General features: G+C 55.5%; 19 protein-coding genes. 6 read left to right on the top strand and 13 right to left on the bottom strand.

The genetic code is table 11. The features are described from left to right. The first annotated feature begins 46 nt into the window (after positions 1-46). Positions 47-2,188, top strand: a complete 2,142-nt coding sequence (gene pta, locus G0034_RS16140; RefSeq protein ID WP_014884644.1) for a phosphate acetyltransferase — start codon at positions 47-49, stop codon at positions 2,186-2,188. Between the two features lie 114 nt (positions 2,189-2,302). On the opposite strand, the gene G0034_RS16145 is transcribed toward pta, so the two are convergent. From G0034_RS16145 to G0034_RS16165, 5 genes are all read right to left on the bottom strand, one after another. Then, the gene (locus tag G0034_RS16145; protein ID WP_014884645.1) at positions 2,303-3,256 is read right to left on the bottom strand and encodes a transketolase family protein; all 954 of its coding nucleotides are present in this window, start codon (positions 3,254-3,256) and stop codon (positions 2,303-2,305) included. After that, on the bottom strand, positions 3,249-4,079 hold the full coding sequence (locus tag G0034_RS16150) for a transketolase (protein WP_014884646.1): 831 nt from the start codon (positions 4,077-4,079) through the stop codon (positions 3,249-3,251). Before G0034_RS16150 ends, G0034_RS16145 begins: the two co-directional genes overlap by 8 nt. Further along, positions 4,076-5,467: a PTS ascorbate transporter subunit IIC gene (locus G0034_RS16155; protein WP_014884647.1), complete on the bottom strand. Its 1,392-nt coding sequence runs from the start codon at positions 5,465-5,467 to the stop codon at positions 4,076-4,078. The genes G0034_RS16150 and G0034_RS16155 overlap by 4 nt, the downstream gene beginning before the upstream one ends. 21 nt (positions 5,468-5,488) lie before the next feature. Continuing rightward, positions 5,489-5,761 (bottom strand): PTS sugar transporter subunit IIB, encoded by a 273-nt coding sequence (locus G0034_RS16160; RefSeq protein WP_014884648.1) that lies wholly within the window; start codon positions 5,759-5,761, stop codon positions 5,489-5,491. Between the two features lie 79 nt (positions 5,762-5,840). Beyond that, entirely contained in the window at positions 5,841-6,284 is a 444-nt protein-coding gene (locus tag G0034_RS16165; RefSeq protein WP_045134515.1) for a PTS sugar transporter subunit IIA, read from the bottom strand. A 233-nt stretch (positions 6,285-6,517) separates the two neighbouring features. Between G0034_RS16165 and G0034_RS16170 the strand changes: the two genes are divergently transcribed. Further along, positions 6,518-7,537 carry a LacI family DNA-binding transcriptional regulator gene (locus G0034_RS16170; protein ID WP_014884650.1) on the top strand — a complete coding sequence of 340 codons (1,020 nt, stop codon included), beginning with the start codon at positions 6,518-6,520 and terminating at the stop codon, positions 7,535-7,537. A 3-nt stretch (positions 7,538-7,540) separates the two neighbouring features. Here G0034_RS16170 and yfcD read toward each other — a convergent pair whose 3' ends face one another. From yfcD to yfcF, 3 genes are read right to left on the bottom strand one after another with little or no spacing between them, the layout of a single operon-like run. Then, positions 7,541-8,107, bottom strand: a complete 567-nt coding sequence (gene yfcD / locus G0034_RS16175) for an NUDIX hydrolase YfcD (protein ID WP_006811396.1) — start codon at positions 8,105-8,107, stop codon at positions 7,541-7,543. A gap of 55 nt (positions 8,108-8,162) precedes the next feature. Beyond that, positions 8,163-8,714 carry a phosphodiesterase gene (gene yfcE, locus G0034_RS16180; protein ID WP_014884651.1) on the bottom strand — a complete coding sequence of 184 codons (552 nt, stop codon included), beginning with the start codon at positions 8,712-8,714 and terminating at the stop codon, positions 8,163-8,165. A 56-nt stretch (positions 8,715-8,770) separates the two neighbouring features. Continuing rightward, positions 8,771-9,415 (bottom strand): glutathione transferase, encoded by a 645-nt coding sequence (gene yfcF / locus G0034_RS16185; protein ID WP_014884652.1) that lies wholly within the window; start codon positions 9,413-9,415, stop codon positions 8,771-8,773. A gap of 141 nt (positions 9,416-9,556) precedes the next feature. Between yfcF and yfcG the strand changes: the two genes are divergently transcribed. The 4 genes from yfcG (at position 9,557) to G0034_RS16205 (ending at position 12,091) form a co-directional block, all read left to right on the top strand. Next, positions 9,557-10,186 (top strand): GSH-dependent disulfide bond oxidoreductase, encoded by a 630-nt coding sequence (gene yfcG, locus G0034_RS16190; protein WP_014884653.1) that lies wholly within the window; start codon positions 9,557-9,559, stop codon positions 10,184-10,186. 75 nt (positions 10,187-10,261) lie between these two features. After that, positions 10,262-10,630, top strand: coding sequence for a dihydroneopterin triphosphate 2'-epimerase (gene folX / locus G0034_RS16195; protein ID WP_023330977.1), 369 nt, complete (start codon positions 10,262-10,264; stop codon positions 10,628-10,630). A gap of 13 nt (positions 10,631-10,643) precedes the next feature. Beyond that, positions 10,644-11,537 (top strand): TIGR01777 family oxidoreductase, encoded by an 894-nt coding sequence (locus G0034_RS16200; RefSeq protein ID WP_023330978.1) that lies wholly within the window; start codon positions 10,644-10,646, stop codon positions 11,535-11,537. Positions 11,538-11,581: 44 nt separating this feature from the next. After that, positions 11,582-12,091 carry a GNAT family N-acetyltransferase gene (locus G0034_RS16205; protein ID WP_023330979.1) on the top strand — a complete coding sequence of 170 codons (510 nt, stop codon included), beginning with the start codon at positions 11,582-11,584 and terminating at the stop codon, positions 12,089-12,091. Positions 12,092-12,595: 504 nt separating this feature from the next. Here G0034_RS16205 and hisP read toward each other — a convergent pair. From hisP to argT, 5 genes are all read right to left on the bottom strand, one after another. Further along, positions 12,596-13,369: a histidine ABC transporter ATP-binding protein HisP gene (gene hisP / locus G0034_RS16210; protein WP_014884660.1), complete on the bottom strand. Its 774-nt coding sequence runs from the start codon at positions 13,367-13,369 to the stop codon at positions 12,596-12,598. 8 nt (positions 13,370-13,377) lie between these two features. After that, entirely contained in the window at positions 13,378-14,094 is a 717-nt protein-coding gene (locus tag G0034_RS16215) for an ABC transporter permease (RefSeq protein ID WP_008502590.1), read from the bottom strand. Continuing rightward, positions 14,091-14,777 (bottom strand): histidine ABC transporter permease HisQ, encoded by a 687-nt coding sequence (locus G0034_RS16220; protein ID WP_014884661.1) that lies wholly within the window; start codon positions 14,775-14,777, stop codon positions 14,091-14,093. The genes G0034_RS16215 and G0034_RS16220 overlap by 4 nt, the downstream gene beginning before the upstream one ends. 88 nt (positions 14,778-14,865) lie before the next feature. Beyond that, positions 14,866-15,648 carry a histidine ABC transporter substrate-binding protein HisJ gene (gene hisJ, locus G0034_RS16225; protein ID WP_008502592.1) on the bottom strand — a complete coding sequence of 261 codons (783 nt, stop codon included), beginning with the start codon at positions 15,646-15,648 and terminating at the stop codon, positions 14,866-14,868. 226 nt (positions 15,649-15,874) lie between these two features. Next, positions 15,875-16,657 (bottom strand): lysine/arginine/ornithine ABC transporter substrate-binding protein ArgT, encoded by a 783-nt coding sequence (gene argT, locus G0034_RS16230; protein ID WP_014884662.1) that lies wholly within the window; start codon positions 16,655-16,657, stop codon positions 15,875-15,877. Between the last annotated feature and the right edge of the window lie 186 nt (positions 16,658-16,843).

Below are 16,843 nucleotides of genomic sequence, written 5' to 3' on the forward strand. Positions count from 1 at the left end.
GTTTTGTAACCCGCCCCGTGTCGGCGGTAACGAAAGAGGATAAACCGTGTCCCGTACTATTATGCTGATCCCTACCGGAACCAGCGTCGGCCTGACCAGCGTCAGCCTTGGCGTAATCCGTGCTATGGAACGCAAAGGCGTTCGTCTGAGCGTCTTTAAGCCAATCGCCCAGCCTCGTGCCGGTGGCGATGCGCCTGACCAGACCACCACCATCGTTCGCAAAAACTCCAATCTGCCAGCGGCTGAACCGCTGAAGATGAGTCACGTTGAGTCGCTGCTCTCCAGCAACCAAAAAGACGTGCTGATGGAAGAGATCATCGCCAACTACCATGCAAATGCGCAGGACGCAGAAGTGGTGCTGGTTGAAGGTCTGGTCCCGACGCGCAAACACCAGTTTGCTCAGTCTCTGAACTTTGAAATCGCGAAAACCCTGAACGCAGAGATCGTTTTCGTCATGTCCCAGGGCACTGATACCCCGGAACAGCTGAACGAGCGTATCGAACTGACACGCAGCAGCTTCGGTGGCACGAAAAACACCAACATCACCGGCGTGATCGTGAACAAACTGAACGCCCCGGTTGACGATCAGGGCCGTACTCGCCCAGACCTGTCTGAGATCTTCGACGACTCTTCCAAAGCGAAGGTCATCAAAGTTGATCCGGCGAAACTGCAGGATTCCAGCCCGCTGCCTGTTCTCGGCGCGGTACCCTGGAGCTTCGATCTGATTGCCACCCGTGCAATCGATATGGCGCGTCACCTGAACGCGACCATCGTTAACGAAGGCGATATCAATACCCGCCGCGTGAAGTCCGTGACCTTCTGTGCGCGTAGCATTCCGCACATGCTGGAACACTTCCGCGCTGGTTCCCTGCTGGTAACGTCTGCCGATCGTCCTGACGTGCTGGTTGCAGCGTGTCTGGCGGCGATGAACGGCGTAGAGATCGGTGCCATCCTGCTGACCGGCGCTTACGAGATGGACCCACGCGTGAGCAAGCTGTGCGAACGCGCGTTTGCCACTGGCCTGCCGGTCTTCATGGTGAATACCAACACCTGGCAGACCTCCCTGAGCCTGCAGAGCTTCAACCTGGAAGTGCCGGTTGATGACCACGAGCGTATCGAGAAAGTTCAGGAATACGTTGCAGGTTACATCAACGCAGACTGGATCGAATCCCTGACCGCGACCTCCGAGCGCAGCCGCCGTCTGTCTCCTCCTGCATTCCGTTACCAGCTGACCGAGCTGGCGCGTAAAGCGGGCAAACGCGTTGTTCTGCCAGAAGGTGACGAACCACGTACCGTTAAAGCGGCGGCTATCTGTGCAGAGCGCGGCATCGCGACCTGTGTGCTGCTGGGTAACCCGGATGAGATCAACCGCGTTGCGGCGTCTCAGGGCGTTGAGCTGGGTGCGGGCATCGAAATCGTTGACCCTGAAGTGGTTCGTGAAAGCTACGTTGCCCGTCTGGTTGAACTGCGTAAGAGCAAGGGCATGACCGAAGCCGTTGCGCGCGAGCAGCTGGAAGACAACGTGGTGCTGGGTACGCTGATGCTGGAGCAGGACGAAGTTGACGGTCTGGTTTCCGGTGCAGTTCACACCACCGCAAACACCATCCGTCCACCGCTGCAGCTGATCAAAACCGCACCGGGCAGCTCTCTGGTCTCCTCCGTGTTCTTCATGCTGCTGCCTGAACAGGTTTATGTTTACGGCGACTGCGCGATCAACCCGGATCCAACCGCAGAGCAGCTGGCTGAGATCGCTATTCAGTCCGCAGATTCCGCGACTGCCTTCGGCATCGAGCCGCGCGTTGCGATGCTCTCCTACTCCACCGGTACTTCTGGTGCAGGTAGCGACGTAGAGAAAGTGCGTGAAGCGACCCGTATTGCTCAGGAAAAACGTCCGGATCTGATGATCGACGGTCCGCTGCAGTACGACGCCGCCGTGATGGCTGACGTGGCAAAATCCAAAGCGCCGAACTCTCCGGTTGCAGGTCGCGCTACCGTGTTCATCTTCCCGGATCTGAACACCGGTAACACCACCTATAAAGCGGTACAGCGTTCAGCAGACCTGATCTCCATCGGGCCAATGCTGCAGGGTATGCGCAAACCTGTGAACGACCTGTCCCGTGGTGCGCTGGTTGACGATATCGTCTATACCATCGCGCTGACGGCGATCCAGTCTTCACAGCAGCAGTAATTGTAAGGTCTTGCCGGATGGCGCTTCGCTTATCCGGCCTACAGGACCGTAGGCCCGGTAAGCGCTAGCGCCACCGGGCAACAAAAAGGCGACCACAAAGGGTCGCCTTTTTTATTACAGCAGCTCTCGCGCCGCCGACACGATGTCATGTGCCGTCAGGCCGTACTCCTTCTGCAGGAAGTCCTGCGTCCCCACCTGACCGTAACGCTCTTTCACCCCCACGCGGCGCATTGGCACCGGGCAGGTTTCCACCAGCACTTCCGCCACCGCCGAGCCAAGGCCGTTGTGAATGCTGTGGTTTTCACAGGTCACGATGCGCCCGGTTTTCTCAGCGTAGTTTTTCACCAGCATGCGGTCGATGGGCTTCAGGGTGAACATATCAATAACCGCTGCACTGACCCCCTCCTGCTCCAGCTGACGCGCCGCCTCCAGCGCTTCCGCTACCATAATGCCATTGGCGATAAGCGTTATATCGCTTCCCTCACGCAGCACGTTGCCTTTGCCGATGGTGAAGGTTGAGCCCGGCGCATACACGCTCGGGGCCTGCTTACGGATGGTGCGTACCCAGTAGAAGCCTTCCAGATCGATAAGCTGGCGCAGCACATCGTCAAACATCACCGCGTCGGTCACCTCCAGCACCACCGAGTGCGCCAGACCGCGCACGATGCCCATATCCTCGAACGACATATGCGTCCCGCCGTTGTGACAGGCCGTCACGCCAGCATCCGAGGCTATCACCTTCACGTTGTTACGCTGATAGTCCAGGGACATAAACAGCTGGTCGAAGCAGCGTCGGCTGGCAAACGCGGTGAACGTATGCACGAACGGTTTGCGACCGGTGAGCGACAGCCCGGCAGCTGTACCGATCACGTTGGCCTCCATGATGCCGCAGTTAATCACGTGCTGCGGATAATCGCGCGCCACGCCGTCCATCGCCATCGAACTCATCAGGTCCGCTTCCAGGGCGATAATCTCGCTTCCGGCCTCAATCTGCTTTGCCACGAAGCCCGCGTAGACCTTGCGCATCTCAACGGCGTCTTTCTGTCCTGCCGGTGCAACCTTAATCATGTGAAGCCTCCAGTTGGCGAATCGTCTCGTTGAGGGCCGCTTTGCTCTCCGCGGTCAATCGCAGGTGGTGCGAATTGCTGAGCTGTTCGAGATACGGCACCCCCTGCCCTTTGATGCTGTCGAGGATCACCACCTGCGGGCGGGCGTCTTTCGCCGGCACGCGCGACGTCACGTCCAGCAGCGCCGAAATGTCGTCTCCCTTCACGGTCACCACGTCAAAACCAAAGGCACGGAATTTCCCTTCGAGGTCAAACGCGCAAATGATTTCATCCAGTTCGCCATCCAGCTGCTGTTTGTTCCAGTCGACGAATACCGTCAGATTGTTCAGACGATGGTGGGCAATAAACTGGAAGGCTTCCCAGCACTGTCCCTCGTTCAGCTCGCCGTCACCGACAATGCAGAAAACCCGATTCGGTCGCCCCGCGAGCTTGTGCGATAGCGCCATCCCGCCAGCAATGGAAATCCCCTGCCCCAGCGAACCGGTGGTCGCATCCACGCCGCGTGTTTTCAGGCGATCCGGATGGCTCGGCAGGCGCGTACCGTTCTGGTTCAGGGTGCTCAGTTCCTCCACCGGGAAGTAGCCCTTGATCGCCAGCGTGCTGTACAGCGCCGGGCCCGCATGGCCCTTTGACAGGACAAAATAATCTCGCTCTGGCCAGTCCGGATCCGCCGGGTCGATTTTCATCACCGCGCCGTACAGCACGGCCAGCGTTTCGACCACCGACATGCTGCCGCCGTAGTGTCCAAATCCGAGCTGCGTCAGCGATTTCAGCGTCTCAAGGCGAATCTGGCGCGCCAGCTCGGTTATCTCATTCTCATTCATGATTTGGCTCCGGTATTTTCCTGCGCGTTACCGCCCGCAGGTTTGTTTTTCGCAAACAGGTTGTAGGCCACCAGCAGCGCGAACAGCGCCACGACCAGCCCGGTGATGGCAAGCGGTGACAGGAAGCGCGCCAGGTTACCGAGCACAATCCCCACCGCGCCGAAATCGGCGTCCGAGAAGGTGGTGTTAGCAAAGCCAATCGCGCCCAGCACCGGCAGCAGCAGAACCGGCAGGAAGGTAATCAGCAGACCATTGGCGAAGGCGCCTATCATTGCCCCGCGACGTCCGCCGGTGGCATTACCGAACACGCCCGCCGTTGCACCGGTAAAGAAGTGCGGCACGACGCCCGGGAGGATCAGCACCCAGCTGAACTGCCCGCAGATGAACAACCCGACTATTCCCCCGAGGAAGCTGAACAGGAAGCCAATCAGCACGGCATTTGGCGCATAGGGGTAGACCACCGGGCAGTCCAGCGCGGGGCGTGCGTTCGGCACCAGTTTTTCAGAGAAGCCGGTAAAGGCCGGGACGATTTCCGCCAGAATCAGGCGCACGCCCTGCAGGATGATGAAAACGCCCGCCGCGAAGGTGATCGCCATGATAATGGCGTAAACCAGGTAGTTCTGACCGCCGCTGAAGGTGGCTTCGACGTACTCCCGCCCGGCGCTCACCGCCATGATCAGGTAGATAATCATCATCGTCAGGGAGATAGAGATCGAACTGTCGCGCAGGAAGCTCAGGTTCTTCGGCAGGTTCATCTCTTCGGTTGAACGAGAGCCTTTGCCGACCTTGCTGCCAATCCAGCCGGACAGCACGTAGCCCAGGGTGCCGAAGTGGCCGAAGGCGATCTCATCGTTACCGGTGATGCGCTTCATGTAACGCTGCGCAATGGCCGGGAAGAAAGCCATAATCAGGCCGAGGATCAGCGATCCGGTAAAGACCAGCCCTACCCCCTCAAAGCCCGCCACGGTGAGAATTACGCCAATCATGCACGCCATGTAAAACGTGTGGTGCCCGGTCAGGAAGATGTACTTCAGACGGGTAAAGCGCGCGACGATAATATTCGCTACCATCCCAAACGCCATAATCAGCGCGGTAGAGGCTCCGTATTTTTCCAGCGCAATCGAAACAATCGCTTCATTATTGGGAATGATGCCCTGAATATTAAAGGCGTGCTCGAACATACCCCCCAATGGATTTAATGACCCCACCAGCACCGTGGCGCCACCGCCCAGCACAATAAAACCAAGAATCGTTTTAATGGTTCCCTTCACCACATCTGAAAACGCTTTTTTCTGCGCAACCAGACCGATCAAGGCAATTAATCCGACCAACACCGAAGGGACTTTTAAAATATCAACAACGAAATTCAGCGTTTCAAGGATAAACATATCCACCTCGCCTTATCAGGATTATTGTCTTTCGAACCAGGCGCGCAGTTGCGCTTCAAGTTCGTTGATATCAATGATGTTATTGATCACCACCAGTTGGCTTTCCGGTACGCTGGCGCTGGCGGCAATATCTTTTGCCATCACGAACAGGTCAGCCGCGCCCGGCGTGGCGGAGGAGAGATCGGAGTGTTCAACCTCGGCGTCAATTTCCAGCTTTTTGAGCACCTTTTTAATGTTCATTTCGACCATAAAACTGCTGCCCAGGCCAGACCCACAAATAGCCATGATTTTCATTGTTGTCCCCTTTTATGAGTAGAGCACGCCCCATCACGCTGGCGCGTAATGTTGTGAATAATCGGATTAAAGAATTAAATCAGAAGCGGTCAATAATGGTTTTAATGTCCTCCAGGGTATTCGCCTGATGTAATTTTTCCATATCTTCGTCGCTGGAAAATAACTCTGCCAGCGATGAGATCATCCCGATATGGCTATGTTTGTCCGGTGCCGCGAGCATAATAATGACATCGACAGGGTCAAACTCCCCGGCACCAAAAGAGACACCCTGTTTTAGTTTTAGTAATGACAACCCCAGTCCTTTGGCGCCTTCTTCCGGCCGCGCATGCGGCATGGCCAGCCCTGGTGCCAGCACATAATACGGTCCTAAAGCATGGTGCTGCTGAATGATTGCCGTCACGTATTCCGGTTCAATCACCTGCAGCTCCAGTAACGGTTTCGCGCATATCTCCAGCGCCTGAGGCCAGCTTTCAACGCTCTCCTGAAGCGTGATGGTTGTATCATATATCCACTTTTTGAGCACTTTTCACTCCGTCGTCACGCCAAAGATGAGCAAACTTTATTCAACCCATCAATCCTTGACTGCGATCCCGGTCACAAAGATAGCGCTATCAACGATTAACATGCAGAAGTGTGATAGCGCTATCAAAATGCTATCATCGTGTGAAATCACAGCAAAAAAAGGGATTTAAGGCGTATACTGCCTGTCACCTGGAGTGAAGGAAATAAGAACGCGTCTGGTCAGCAGGAAGGTGTATGTCTTTAACCCGAAAACGGCGCAGTACCGGAAAAGTCACGCTCGCGGATGTCGCACAGCTTGCCGGAGTTGGCACGATGACCGTCTCCCGTGCGCTCCGCACGCCGGAACAGGTTTCCGATAAACTGCGTGAAAAAATTGAAGCTGCGGTGCAGGAACTGGGTTATATGCCCAATCTCGCCGCCAGCGCACTGGCATCGGCGTCGTCATGGACGATCGCAATGGTTGTTCCTAATCTTTCCGAAGCTGGGTGTTCAGAGATGTTTGCCGGGCTACAGCAGGTGCTTCAGCCTGCCGGATACCAGATCATGCTGGCCGAGTCTCAGCATCGTCTTGAACAGGAGGAAAAGCTGCTGGAAACGCTGCTGGCGTCAAATATTGCCGCCGCGATCCTGCTCAGCGTGGAGCATACCGACACCGTTCGCCACTGGCTGAAAAATGCCTCCATCCCGGTGATGGAGATGGGTGCTATGCGCGCCGACCCGATTGATATGAATATCGGGATTGATAACGTGGCGGCCATGTATGAGCTAACAGAAATGGTTATTAAGCGCGGCTACCAGAATATCGGCCTGCTGTGCGCCAACCAGGAACAGTGGATTTTCCAGCAGCATTTGCAGGGCTGGTACAAAGCGATGCTGCGCCATCATCTGTCGCCGAACCGGGTAATTAACGCCGCCATGCCGCCGAGCTTCTCGACCGGTGCGGCGCAGCTGCCTGAGTTTCTGCTGGCGTGGCCGGAGCTGGATGCGCTGGTATGCGTTTCAGACGAACTGGCCTGCGGTGCGCTGTATGAGTGTCAGCGTCGGCGAATCAAAGTGCCGGACGATCTTGCCGTCGTAGGCTTTGGGGATAGCGACGTCAGCCGCGTCTGTCAGCCGCCGCTGACGACCATGGCGGTACCGCATCGAAAGATTGGAATTGAGGCCGGGAAAGCGTTACTGGAACGTCTGAATGATGGAGACTGGCGCGACCATAAACCTATCGCGTCCAGCCTGTGTCTGCGGGAAAGCTGTTAAGGCTTATTCAGCCTCTTCCTCTTTTTCCGCTTTATTTTCCGGCTTAGCGGATTCGTTTTTGGCGTTGCGGGTCATCCACAGCGCCAGTGCTTTTAACGAATCCGGCGTGAACTCGTCGCAACGCGCGGTAATCTCTTCCGGCGTCATCCAGCAGACTTCGCTCACTTCCTCTTCCTGCAGGGCGAAAGGCCCGTGGGAAACGCAGCTAAACAGTCCGCCCCAGACGCGGCAATGCTCGTCTTCGAAATAGAACTGCCCGTGTTCAGCAAATGGCACACCGGCAATCCCTAACTCTTCTTCCGCTTCACGACGCGCGGAATCCAGCAGCACTTCATCGGCCTGCACGACACCACCCGCTGTGGCATCCAGCATACCTGGCAGAAAATCTTTCGTGTCCGTGCGACGCTGAACCAGAATCTTGCCCATGCCGTCATGCACAACAATGTAGGTTGCACGGTGACGCAGACGCTCTGCACGCATTTGTTCGCGGCTGGCCTGCGCGATCACTTCATTTTCTTCGCTGACAATGTCAACCCATTCAGTACTTGCCAAATGATTCTGCTCCACCATCGGGAAACCTTCTCGTCTAAGCGCTCTTTCGGCGCGTTTGCAGTTGGGGTGTAACTTACGGATTAATCGCTACCTGCGCAATAACTTGCTGATCATTAAGTGCGATAACGCTCAGGGTATTTCCATCCAGCATGCCATAGCTCGCAGGATATCCGCCTTTCGGTATGCTGACCGACCCCGGGTTAACGTGATAAATTTCACCGCGTTTTTCAGCCACCGGAATATGAGTATGACCGTAAACCAGTACATCGCCAGCCGCGAGTGCCGGGAGATTATCCGGGCCGAAAAGGTGCCCGTGGGTCAGGAACAGGCGGCTGTTTTCCAGCAGTACCTGTTGCCACGGAGCGGTAAGGGGAAAGTGCAGTAGCATCTGGTCGACTTCGCTGTCGCAGTTACCGCGCACGGCAATGATGCGCGAGGCAAACGGATTGAGCTTCTCCGCGACCTGCGCAGGGGCATAGCCTTCCGGCAGCGCATTGCGCGGGCCATGGTTTAACACATCCCCCAGAATCACCAGCCATTGCGCGCCGCTTTGCGCAAACAGAGAAAGCACGCGCTCGGTCGCGGGCAGCGATCCATGGATATCCGACGCAAACATCAATTTCATTCGTCTCTCCCTCGGAAAACTCACTGCCCTTATCATACCTGAAGCGTCAGGGCTTATCAGCCCGCGCGCTTAGCGGAGAGTGCCACATAGCGCTGCACAGAGGCGCGCTGCCACTGGAACGCTGCATAATCCACCAGCAGCTGAGGGACTTCATCGCCGTTGAGGATCAGGCGGTTCAGCATCAGCGCCAGGTCGGTATCGGCAATGCACCATTCACCAAACAGGTTCGGATTGCCGTGCGCGAGTAGCGACGTGGCCGTTTCAATCAGTTTTTGGGCGCTGTGCGTGCCTTCCGCGCTCAAAGCTGGCTTTTTCACCCCAGCAAACACGACATCCGTCGAGCGCTCTACACGAATCGGCACCAGGTCGCTACGTAGCCACGCCTGGATCTGCCGCGCACGGGCGCGTTTTTGCAGATCGTGAGGATAGATCCGTTCCCACTCGGGCGGCGCAAAACGATCTTCCAGGTATTCATCGATCGCTGATGATTCGCTCAGCGCAAAGCCGTCAACCTCCAGCACCGGTACGCGTCGGGTGAGATCGTAACCCTGCCACTGCGGTTTGAGATGTTCCCCGCCGTCGAGATCAACGGTCTTCAGCGTAAAAGTAAGCCCTTTTTCAGCCAGCGCAACGTACACGCTCATGACATAGGGGGAAAAGAAATTCGCATCGGACCACAACGTGATTAGGGGCTGGTTCATAACATCCTCATCGGCTGATCGGTTTTTTACTCAACATATAATCTCTTTGCCCCGCTGTCACTTGATGAAAACTCACGATTTACAACAATTACCTATACTCAGTTGTCGTGGCACTACTATTCGCATGGACAGGAGTTGAGAATGATTGACCTTTATTACGCCCCTACCCCAAACGGCCATAAGATCACCCTCTTTCTCGAAGAAGCCGAACTGGATTACAGAATCATTCGCGTGGATATCAGCAAAGGTGAACAGTTCAGTCCTCTCTTTCTGGCTATCTCGCCGAACAATAAAATTCCGGCCATTATTGATAATCAGCCGGCCGACGGAGGAAGACCGTTGAGCCTGTTTGAATCCGGCGAAATTTTGCTCTATCTGGCGGAGAAAACCGGCAAACTCCTGAGCGGGGAGCTGCGTGAACGTCACCATACCTTGCAATGGCTCTTCTGGCAGGCGAGCGGACTTGGGCCCATGCTGGGACAGAATCACCATTTTACCGCTTACGCCCCGCAGCCCATCCCTTATGCGATAGAACGCTATCAGGTGGAGACGCAACGTTTGTATGGCGTGCTAAACCAGCGGCTGGAAAAAACGCCGTGGCTTGGGGGAGATCATTACAGCATTGCCGATATCGCCTGCTGGCCGTGGGTGAATACCCATGAAAAACACCGGATTGATCTCGCGTCCTACCCGGCGGTGAACAACTGGTTTGAACGTATCCGTACCCGCCCGGCCACCGAACGCGCACTGCAAAAAATCCAGCAGATTTAACCTTATAGGAGGCTGTGTGCCTGCAAGCCTCTCATGTATTATGGGCGGCAATTACTGACACGGAGAAGACCTGCAATGTCACAGCCAGACGCTATTATTCGTATAAAAAATTTACGCTTGCGTACCTTCATCGGTATCAAAGAGGAAGAGATTGCCAACCGTCAGGATATTGTCATTAATGTGGTTATTCACTATCCCGCCGACAAAGCGCGGGCCAGCGAAGACATCAATGACGCGCTGAACTATCGCACGATAACCAAAAACATCATTCAGTACGTGGAGAACAACCGCTTCTCTCTGCTGGAGAAATTAACTCAGGATGTGCTCGATATCGCACGCGATCATCACTGGGTCACTTATGCTGAAGTAGAGATCGATAAACTTCACGCCCTGCGCTACGCCGACTCCGTCTCTATGACGTTAAGCTGGCGACGCCAGGGATAAACCTGGAGGTTGTATGAAGATTTTGCTGACCGGCGGTACGGGTCTGATTGGTCGCCATCTCATTGCGCGTCTTCAGGCGCTGCATCATGACATCACCGTGGTGACGCGCAGCCCGGAAAAAGCGCGTCAGGTGCTGGGCGCAGGCGTCGACATCTGGAAAGGGCTGGCTGAGCAGCAGAATCTGGACGGCTTTGATGCCGTCATCAACCTCGCGGGTGAACCCATTGCCGATAAGCGCTGGACCGAAGAGCAGAAACAGCGGCTCTGCAGCAGCCGCTGGAACATCACCGAGAAGCTGGTTGAGCTGATTCGCAACAGCCACACGCCGCCGTCGGTGCTGATTTCGGGCTCAGCGACGGGCTATTACGGCGATCTTGGCGAAGTGGTGGTGACCGAGGAAGAGCCGCCCCACAACGAATTTACCCATAAACTCTGTGCCCAGTGGGAACGCATCGCCTGTGCGGCGCAAAGCGATCGTACCCGCGTCTGCCTGCTGCGTACCGGTGTGGTACTGGCGCCGAACGGCGGTATTTTGGGCAAAATGCTCCCGCCTTTTAAGCTGGGACTCGGTGGACCGATTGGCAACGGCCGTCAGTATCTGGCGTGGATCCATATCGACGATATGGTCAACGGCATTCTCTGGCTGCTGGATAACGACCTGCGCGGACCGTTTAATATGGTCGCGCCATATCCCGTGCGTAATGAACAGTTTGCTCACGCTCTGGGGCACGCCCTGCATCGCCCGGCGATATTGCGCGTACCTGCCACGGTGATTCGCCTGATGATGGGTGAAGCGTCCGTGCTGGTATTAGGCGGACAACGGGCGCTACCCAAACGGCTGGAAGCGGCGGGGTTCGCGTTCCGCTGGTATGACTTAGAAGAGGCGCTGGGGGATGTGGTGCGGTGAATATGTTACAGTTGTACGCCATGTTCCGATGAAATGGCGTAACAATGGCAACCATCACCACTCCCCGGCTTCATCTCACCCCTTTCGAACCCACCGACTGGGCCTTCTTCCGCTCGCTGCGTGAAAACCGCGACATCATGCGCTATATGTCCGCCATCGCGCCGGAAAAAGAGACCCGACGCGTGTTTGCCGCGCGCCTGATGGCCGAGCATGTTTTCGTGATCCGTTTTCGGGATGAGGAGACCCCGCTTGGCGATATTGGCCTGCAAATCAGCCCGGCGAATCATGAAGAGGCAGATATCGGCTATACGGTTGTGCCTGCTGCGCAGGGGAAAGGTATTGCCAGCGAGGCGCTGCGCGCGGTGTGTGATTACGCCTTTAACCAGACCGGCGTGAAGGCCATTAACGCGTTTGTGCTGGCGGATAACGGCGGGTCGGTGCGCGTGCTGGAGAAAGCCGGGTTTGTGCGTACGCAGGTACTGGAAAAGGCATATGAAATTAATGGGGTGCGGTATGACGACTGGGTCTATCGGCTGGAGTGTGGTGCGGTCTGAATGCCGGGCGGCACTGCGGTTTTTGTAGGCCCGGTAAGCGAAGCGCCACCGGGCGATTGGGCTGTACTGCGGTCTGATGCCCTCATCCCCGCTCCTCTCCCACAGGGCTGAGGGATCCCCAGTAATTTTTTTCCTGAAGCGATGAACGCTTCTTATGAGAAATGAATAACTTACAGCGACGCCCTGGTCCGGCTGTAAATCGCTGAGGCGTTTCCTGTAGGCCGGGGCGAGGCGCATGGATGCGCCGAGAGGGCGGGCTTTACAGGGACGTTGCCTCCGCCCGTACCCGATAAGCCGGAAGGAATAAGCCGAGGGCACCGCAAAGCGGCGATTTACCGCCGGGAGCCCGGGTCGCCAGGGTGGTGGCGACTGAGCCACCCTGGCACGTTCACCGGTCATGTCGTTACAGAGTAGCATGGTACATAAAGTGAACGGAATGACCACTACAGCCGTATGTTCCCCCTCATCCCAGCCCTCTCCCTCAAGGGAGAGGGAAAACCCCCGCTATTTCAGGGAGCCTTTCAGGAACTGCTGCAGACGCGGGCTTTGCGGATTCGCTAAGACGTCGTCCGGATGGCCCTGCTCTTCAATTTTGCCCTGATGCAGGAAGATGACGTGGTTAGAAACGTTACGGGCAAAGCCCATCTCGTGCGTCACCACCACCATCGTTTTGCCCTCTTCGGCCAGCTTCTGCATGATGCGCAGCACTTCGCCAACGAGTTCAGGATCCAGCGCTGAAGTCGGTTCATCGAACAGCAGCACTTCGGGTTCCATCGCCAGCGCGCGGGCGATGGAGACACGTTGCTGCTGACCGCCGGAGAGGTGCACCGGGTATTTCATCTGCTGACGCTCGTCGATACCCACTTTCGCCAGGTATTTCACCGCGCGCTCGCGGGCTTCCTGTTTGCTCAGGCCCAGCACCTGAATCGGCGCTTCCATCACGTTCTCCAGCACCGTCATATGGCTCCAGAGGTTGAAGTGCTGGAACACCATGGTCAGACGCGTGCGCAGCAGGCGCAGCTGATTCTTATCCGCCACCTTCAACTGGCCGTCTTTATCGCGTATCAGATTAATATTCTGCCCGCTCACCACAATCGAGCCTTCACTCGGTTTTTCGAGGAAGTTAATGCAGCGCAGGAAGGTACTTTTACCCGAGCCGGATGAGCCGATGATACTGATTACGTCGCCTGCATTCGCCTGCAGCGACACCCCTTTCAGCACTTCATGTTCGCCGTAGCGTTTGTGCAAATCAATAACGTTTAATTTGTTCTCAGCCATCATCTTTCTCAGTGCGTCGAAGAAGGTTTTATATGCTGCAACCAGCGTTTTTCAGCCTTGCGGAACAGGCTAATCAAGACATAAGAGATAATTAAATAGAGCACCGCCGCAATGCCAAACGCGGTAAACGGCTGATAGGTCGCGGAGTTAATATCGCGCGCGATTTTGAGCAGATCCGGCACCGTCGCGGTAAAGGCAAGCGCAGTGGAGTGCAGCATCAGAATCACTTCGTTGCTGTATGCAGGCAGCGCAATACGCAGCGCCGATGGCAGAATAATGCAGCGGTAAAGTTTTACCGACGAAAAGCCATACGCCCGCGCCGCTTCAATCTCACCATAAGGCACGGAACGAATAGCCCCGGCAAAGATCTCGGTGGTATAGGCACAGGTGTTGAGCGTCAACGCCAGCACCGTACAGTTCAGGCCGCTACGGAAGAACGCATTCAGCATTTCCGTGCCTTTTACGATTTCCAGCGTGTACATGCCTGAATAGAAGACCAGCAGCTGCACGTACAGCGGCGTACCGCGAAAGACGTAGGTAAACAGCCAGATGGGGAACTGAATAAATTTATTGTTCGACACGCGGCCAATGGCGAGAAACACCGCCAGAATGCCGCCCATCACCACGGACGAAATCAGCAGCCACAGCGTGATCGCCACGCCGGTAAAGCGATAGCCATCCGTCCACAGCAGGGATTTCCAGTATTCCTGAATAATCTCAATCACAGGTCAGCCCTCTTCACACCCACGGAGTAGCGACGCTCAAGCAGAAGCAGCACACCATTGGAGACGGTCGTAAAGACCAGATAGATCACGCCACAGACCACCGCAAAGTAGAAGGGCTCCCAGGTGCTTTTACCTGCCAGCTGAGTGGCTTTGACCACATCTTCCAGACCGAGCAAAGAGACCAGCGCCGTCGCTTTGAGGATAACCTGCCAGTTGTTACCAATGCCCGGCAGCGCATAGCGCATCATGGCCGGGAACATGATCCGGCGAAACGTTTGTGAAGAGGTAAAACCAAATGCGGTTGCCGCCTCAATGTGACCTTTCGGCACGGCCATATAAGCACCGCGGAAGGTTTCGGTGAAGTAGGCACCGTAGATAAAACCGAGGGTAATAATACCGGCCACCATCGGGTCGATATCAATTTGTCCCAGTCCCATCGCATCCGTTACGCTGTTTAACGCAATCTGCAGACCATAAAAGATGAGCAGCATCAGCACCAGATCGGGTACGCCGCGAATGAGCGTGGTATAGCCTTCAAAAATGAGCGCCAGCGGTTTGTTAGCCGAAAGCTTCGCCCCTGCGCCCGCCAGACCTATCAGCACAGCCAGCACCACGGAGCTGATAGCCAGCTCAAGGGTGACAAGCGCGCCCTGTAAAATGACGCCAGAAAATCCGTACAGCATACCGCGAGCCCTGTCGTATCGTGAGTGGTGAAACCGTGTCTTTTCCCCTCCCGCATCGGGAGGGGCCGCACGTTATTTGACGGAGCGATTAGCCGCCGTACACATTGAAATCAAAGTACTTTTTCGCCAGCTTGTCATAGGTACCGTCAGCGCGCATTTCCGCAAACGCTTTGTTCAGCGCTTCGCGCAGTTCGTTGTCTTCTTTGCGAAGGCCCATACCGGTACCCACACCGAACAACTTCACATCCTTAATGGACGGACCGCCGAACTTGTAATCTTTGCCCACCGGCGTTTTCAGGAAGCCTTCGCTTGCCGCGACTTCATCCTGGAATGCCGCATCAATACGGCCGGCCGTCAGGTCTGCGTAAATATTTTCCTGGCCCTGATAGGAGACAATTTCGATCCCCTTCGGCGCCCAGTGTTCGTTACCGTAGGTTTCCTGGGTGGTGCCCTGCAGCACGCCCACGCGTTTGCCCTTCAGCGACTCAAGCGTTGGCTGAATATCAGAAGACTTCGCCACTACGAGACGTGAATCGGCCGCGTAGAGTTTGTCGGTGAAGGCAATCTCCTGCTGGCGTTTTTCAGTGATGGAGAGCGAGGACATAATTACGTCGATTTTTTTTGCTTTCAGGGATGGGATCAGCGCGTCCAGCGGGTTCTCAACGTAGGTACATTGCGCTTTGATGCGTTTGCACAGCTCATTGGCCAGATCGATGTCAAAACCCACCAGCTCACCCTTTGAATTCTTCGATTCAAACGGCGCATAGGTTGGATCGGTACCAATACGGATTTTCTGCGGAATGGCTGCGAATGCCGCGGTAGCGCTGGAAAAGGCCAGCACCAGAGATAGTGACAACACGAGTTTTTTCATATTTGTCCTCAACAAACTGTCTTCATACGGGATTTTTACGACGACGGGGTGGTGCTAATGTGCCATTAATCCCCACCTTCAGGCAAAGATTAATGCCTTCGGGCCGGGATATTTTGCATTATAAATGCGTAAGTATGCACAAAGCGATCCAATATAGTGCATTTAACGCACCATACTGGATCACCCCTTCGCCTGATGCCTCTTTTCAGTGCATCACCGTCAGGTCTCAGTCACCGTAGACGTTGAAGTCGAAGTATTTCTTCGCCAGTTTGTCGTAAGTACCGTCTTTACGCAGCTCTGTAAACGCTTTGTCAAAGGCGGCTTTCAGCTCGGTATCATCCTTACGCAGGCCAATACCGGTGCCGTCACCAAAGTATTTTTTGTCTTTCACGGACGGGCCTGCAAAAGCGTAGTCTTTCCCGGCTGGCTGCTTCAGGAAGCCTTCGCTCGCGGCGACTTCATCCTGGAATGCGGCATCCAGACGGCCCGCCGACAGGTCAGAGTAAATCAGATCCTGATTCTGATAGGCAACCACGTCGACACCCTTCTCGCGCCAGTTGGCATTGGCATAACCTTCCTGCGTTGACCCCTGGAGCACGCCAACATGCTTGCCTTTCAGCGAGTCGATGGTCGGCTGGATCGGGGAGCCTTTAGCAGCAATCAGACGTGAATCAGCGGCGTAGAGCTTGTCAGAGAAGGCAATCTCCTGCTGACGTTTTTCGGTGATAGAGAGAGAAGAGATAATGGCGTCGATTTTCTTGGCTTTCAGCGACGGAATTAATGCGTCAAAGTCGCTGCCCACCCATGTGCATTTTACCTGCATGCGTTTGCACATTTCATTTCCCAGATCGATATCAAACCCCACGAAATCGCCTTTCGCATCCTTGGAAGAGAATGGCGCGTAGGTTGCGTCTGTACCGATACGAACCGTCTGTGGAAGCGCTGCATAGCTACCTGCCGCCGCACTTAACCCCACCAGCAAAGACAGAGCCAGAACCGTCTTCTTCATACATTTACCCTCAAGTACCGTGATTTTATTATGTATTGTGTTGTGTGTTGTGTTGCAGGCTTCTCTTGCAGGTCTTATGCCACATTGCCGTCTGGTCAAAACTTCGACGTTAAATATGTTAATAAAACGTTGCAATATTGCCTTAATGGTGAAAGATAGCAGGTCTGCCGAACGAACCGGAGAGAG

The organism is Enterobacter sp. T2 (assembly GCF_010692925.1).
Classification (GTDB): Bacteria; Pseudomonadota; Gammaproteobacteria; order Enterobacterales; family Enterobacteriaceae; genus Enterobacter; species Enterobacter kobei.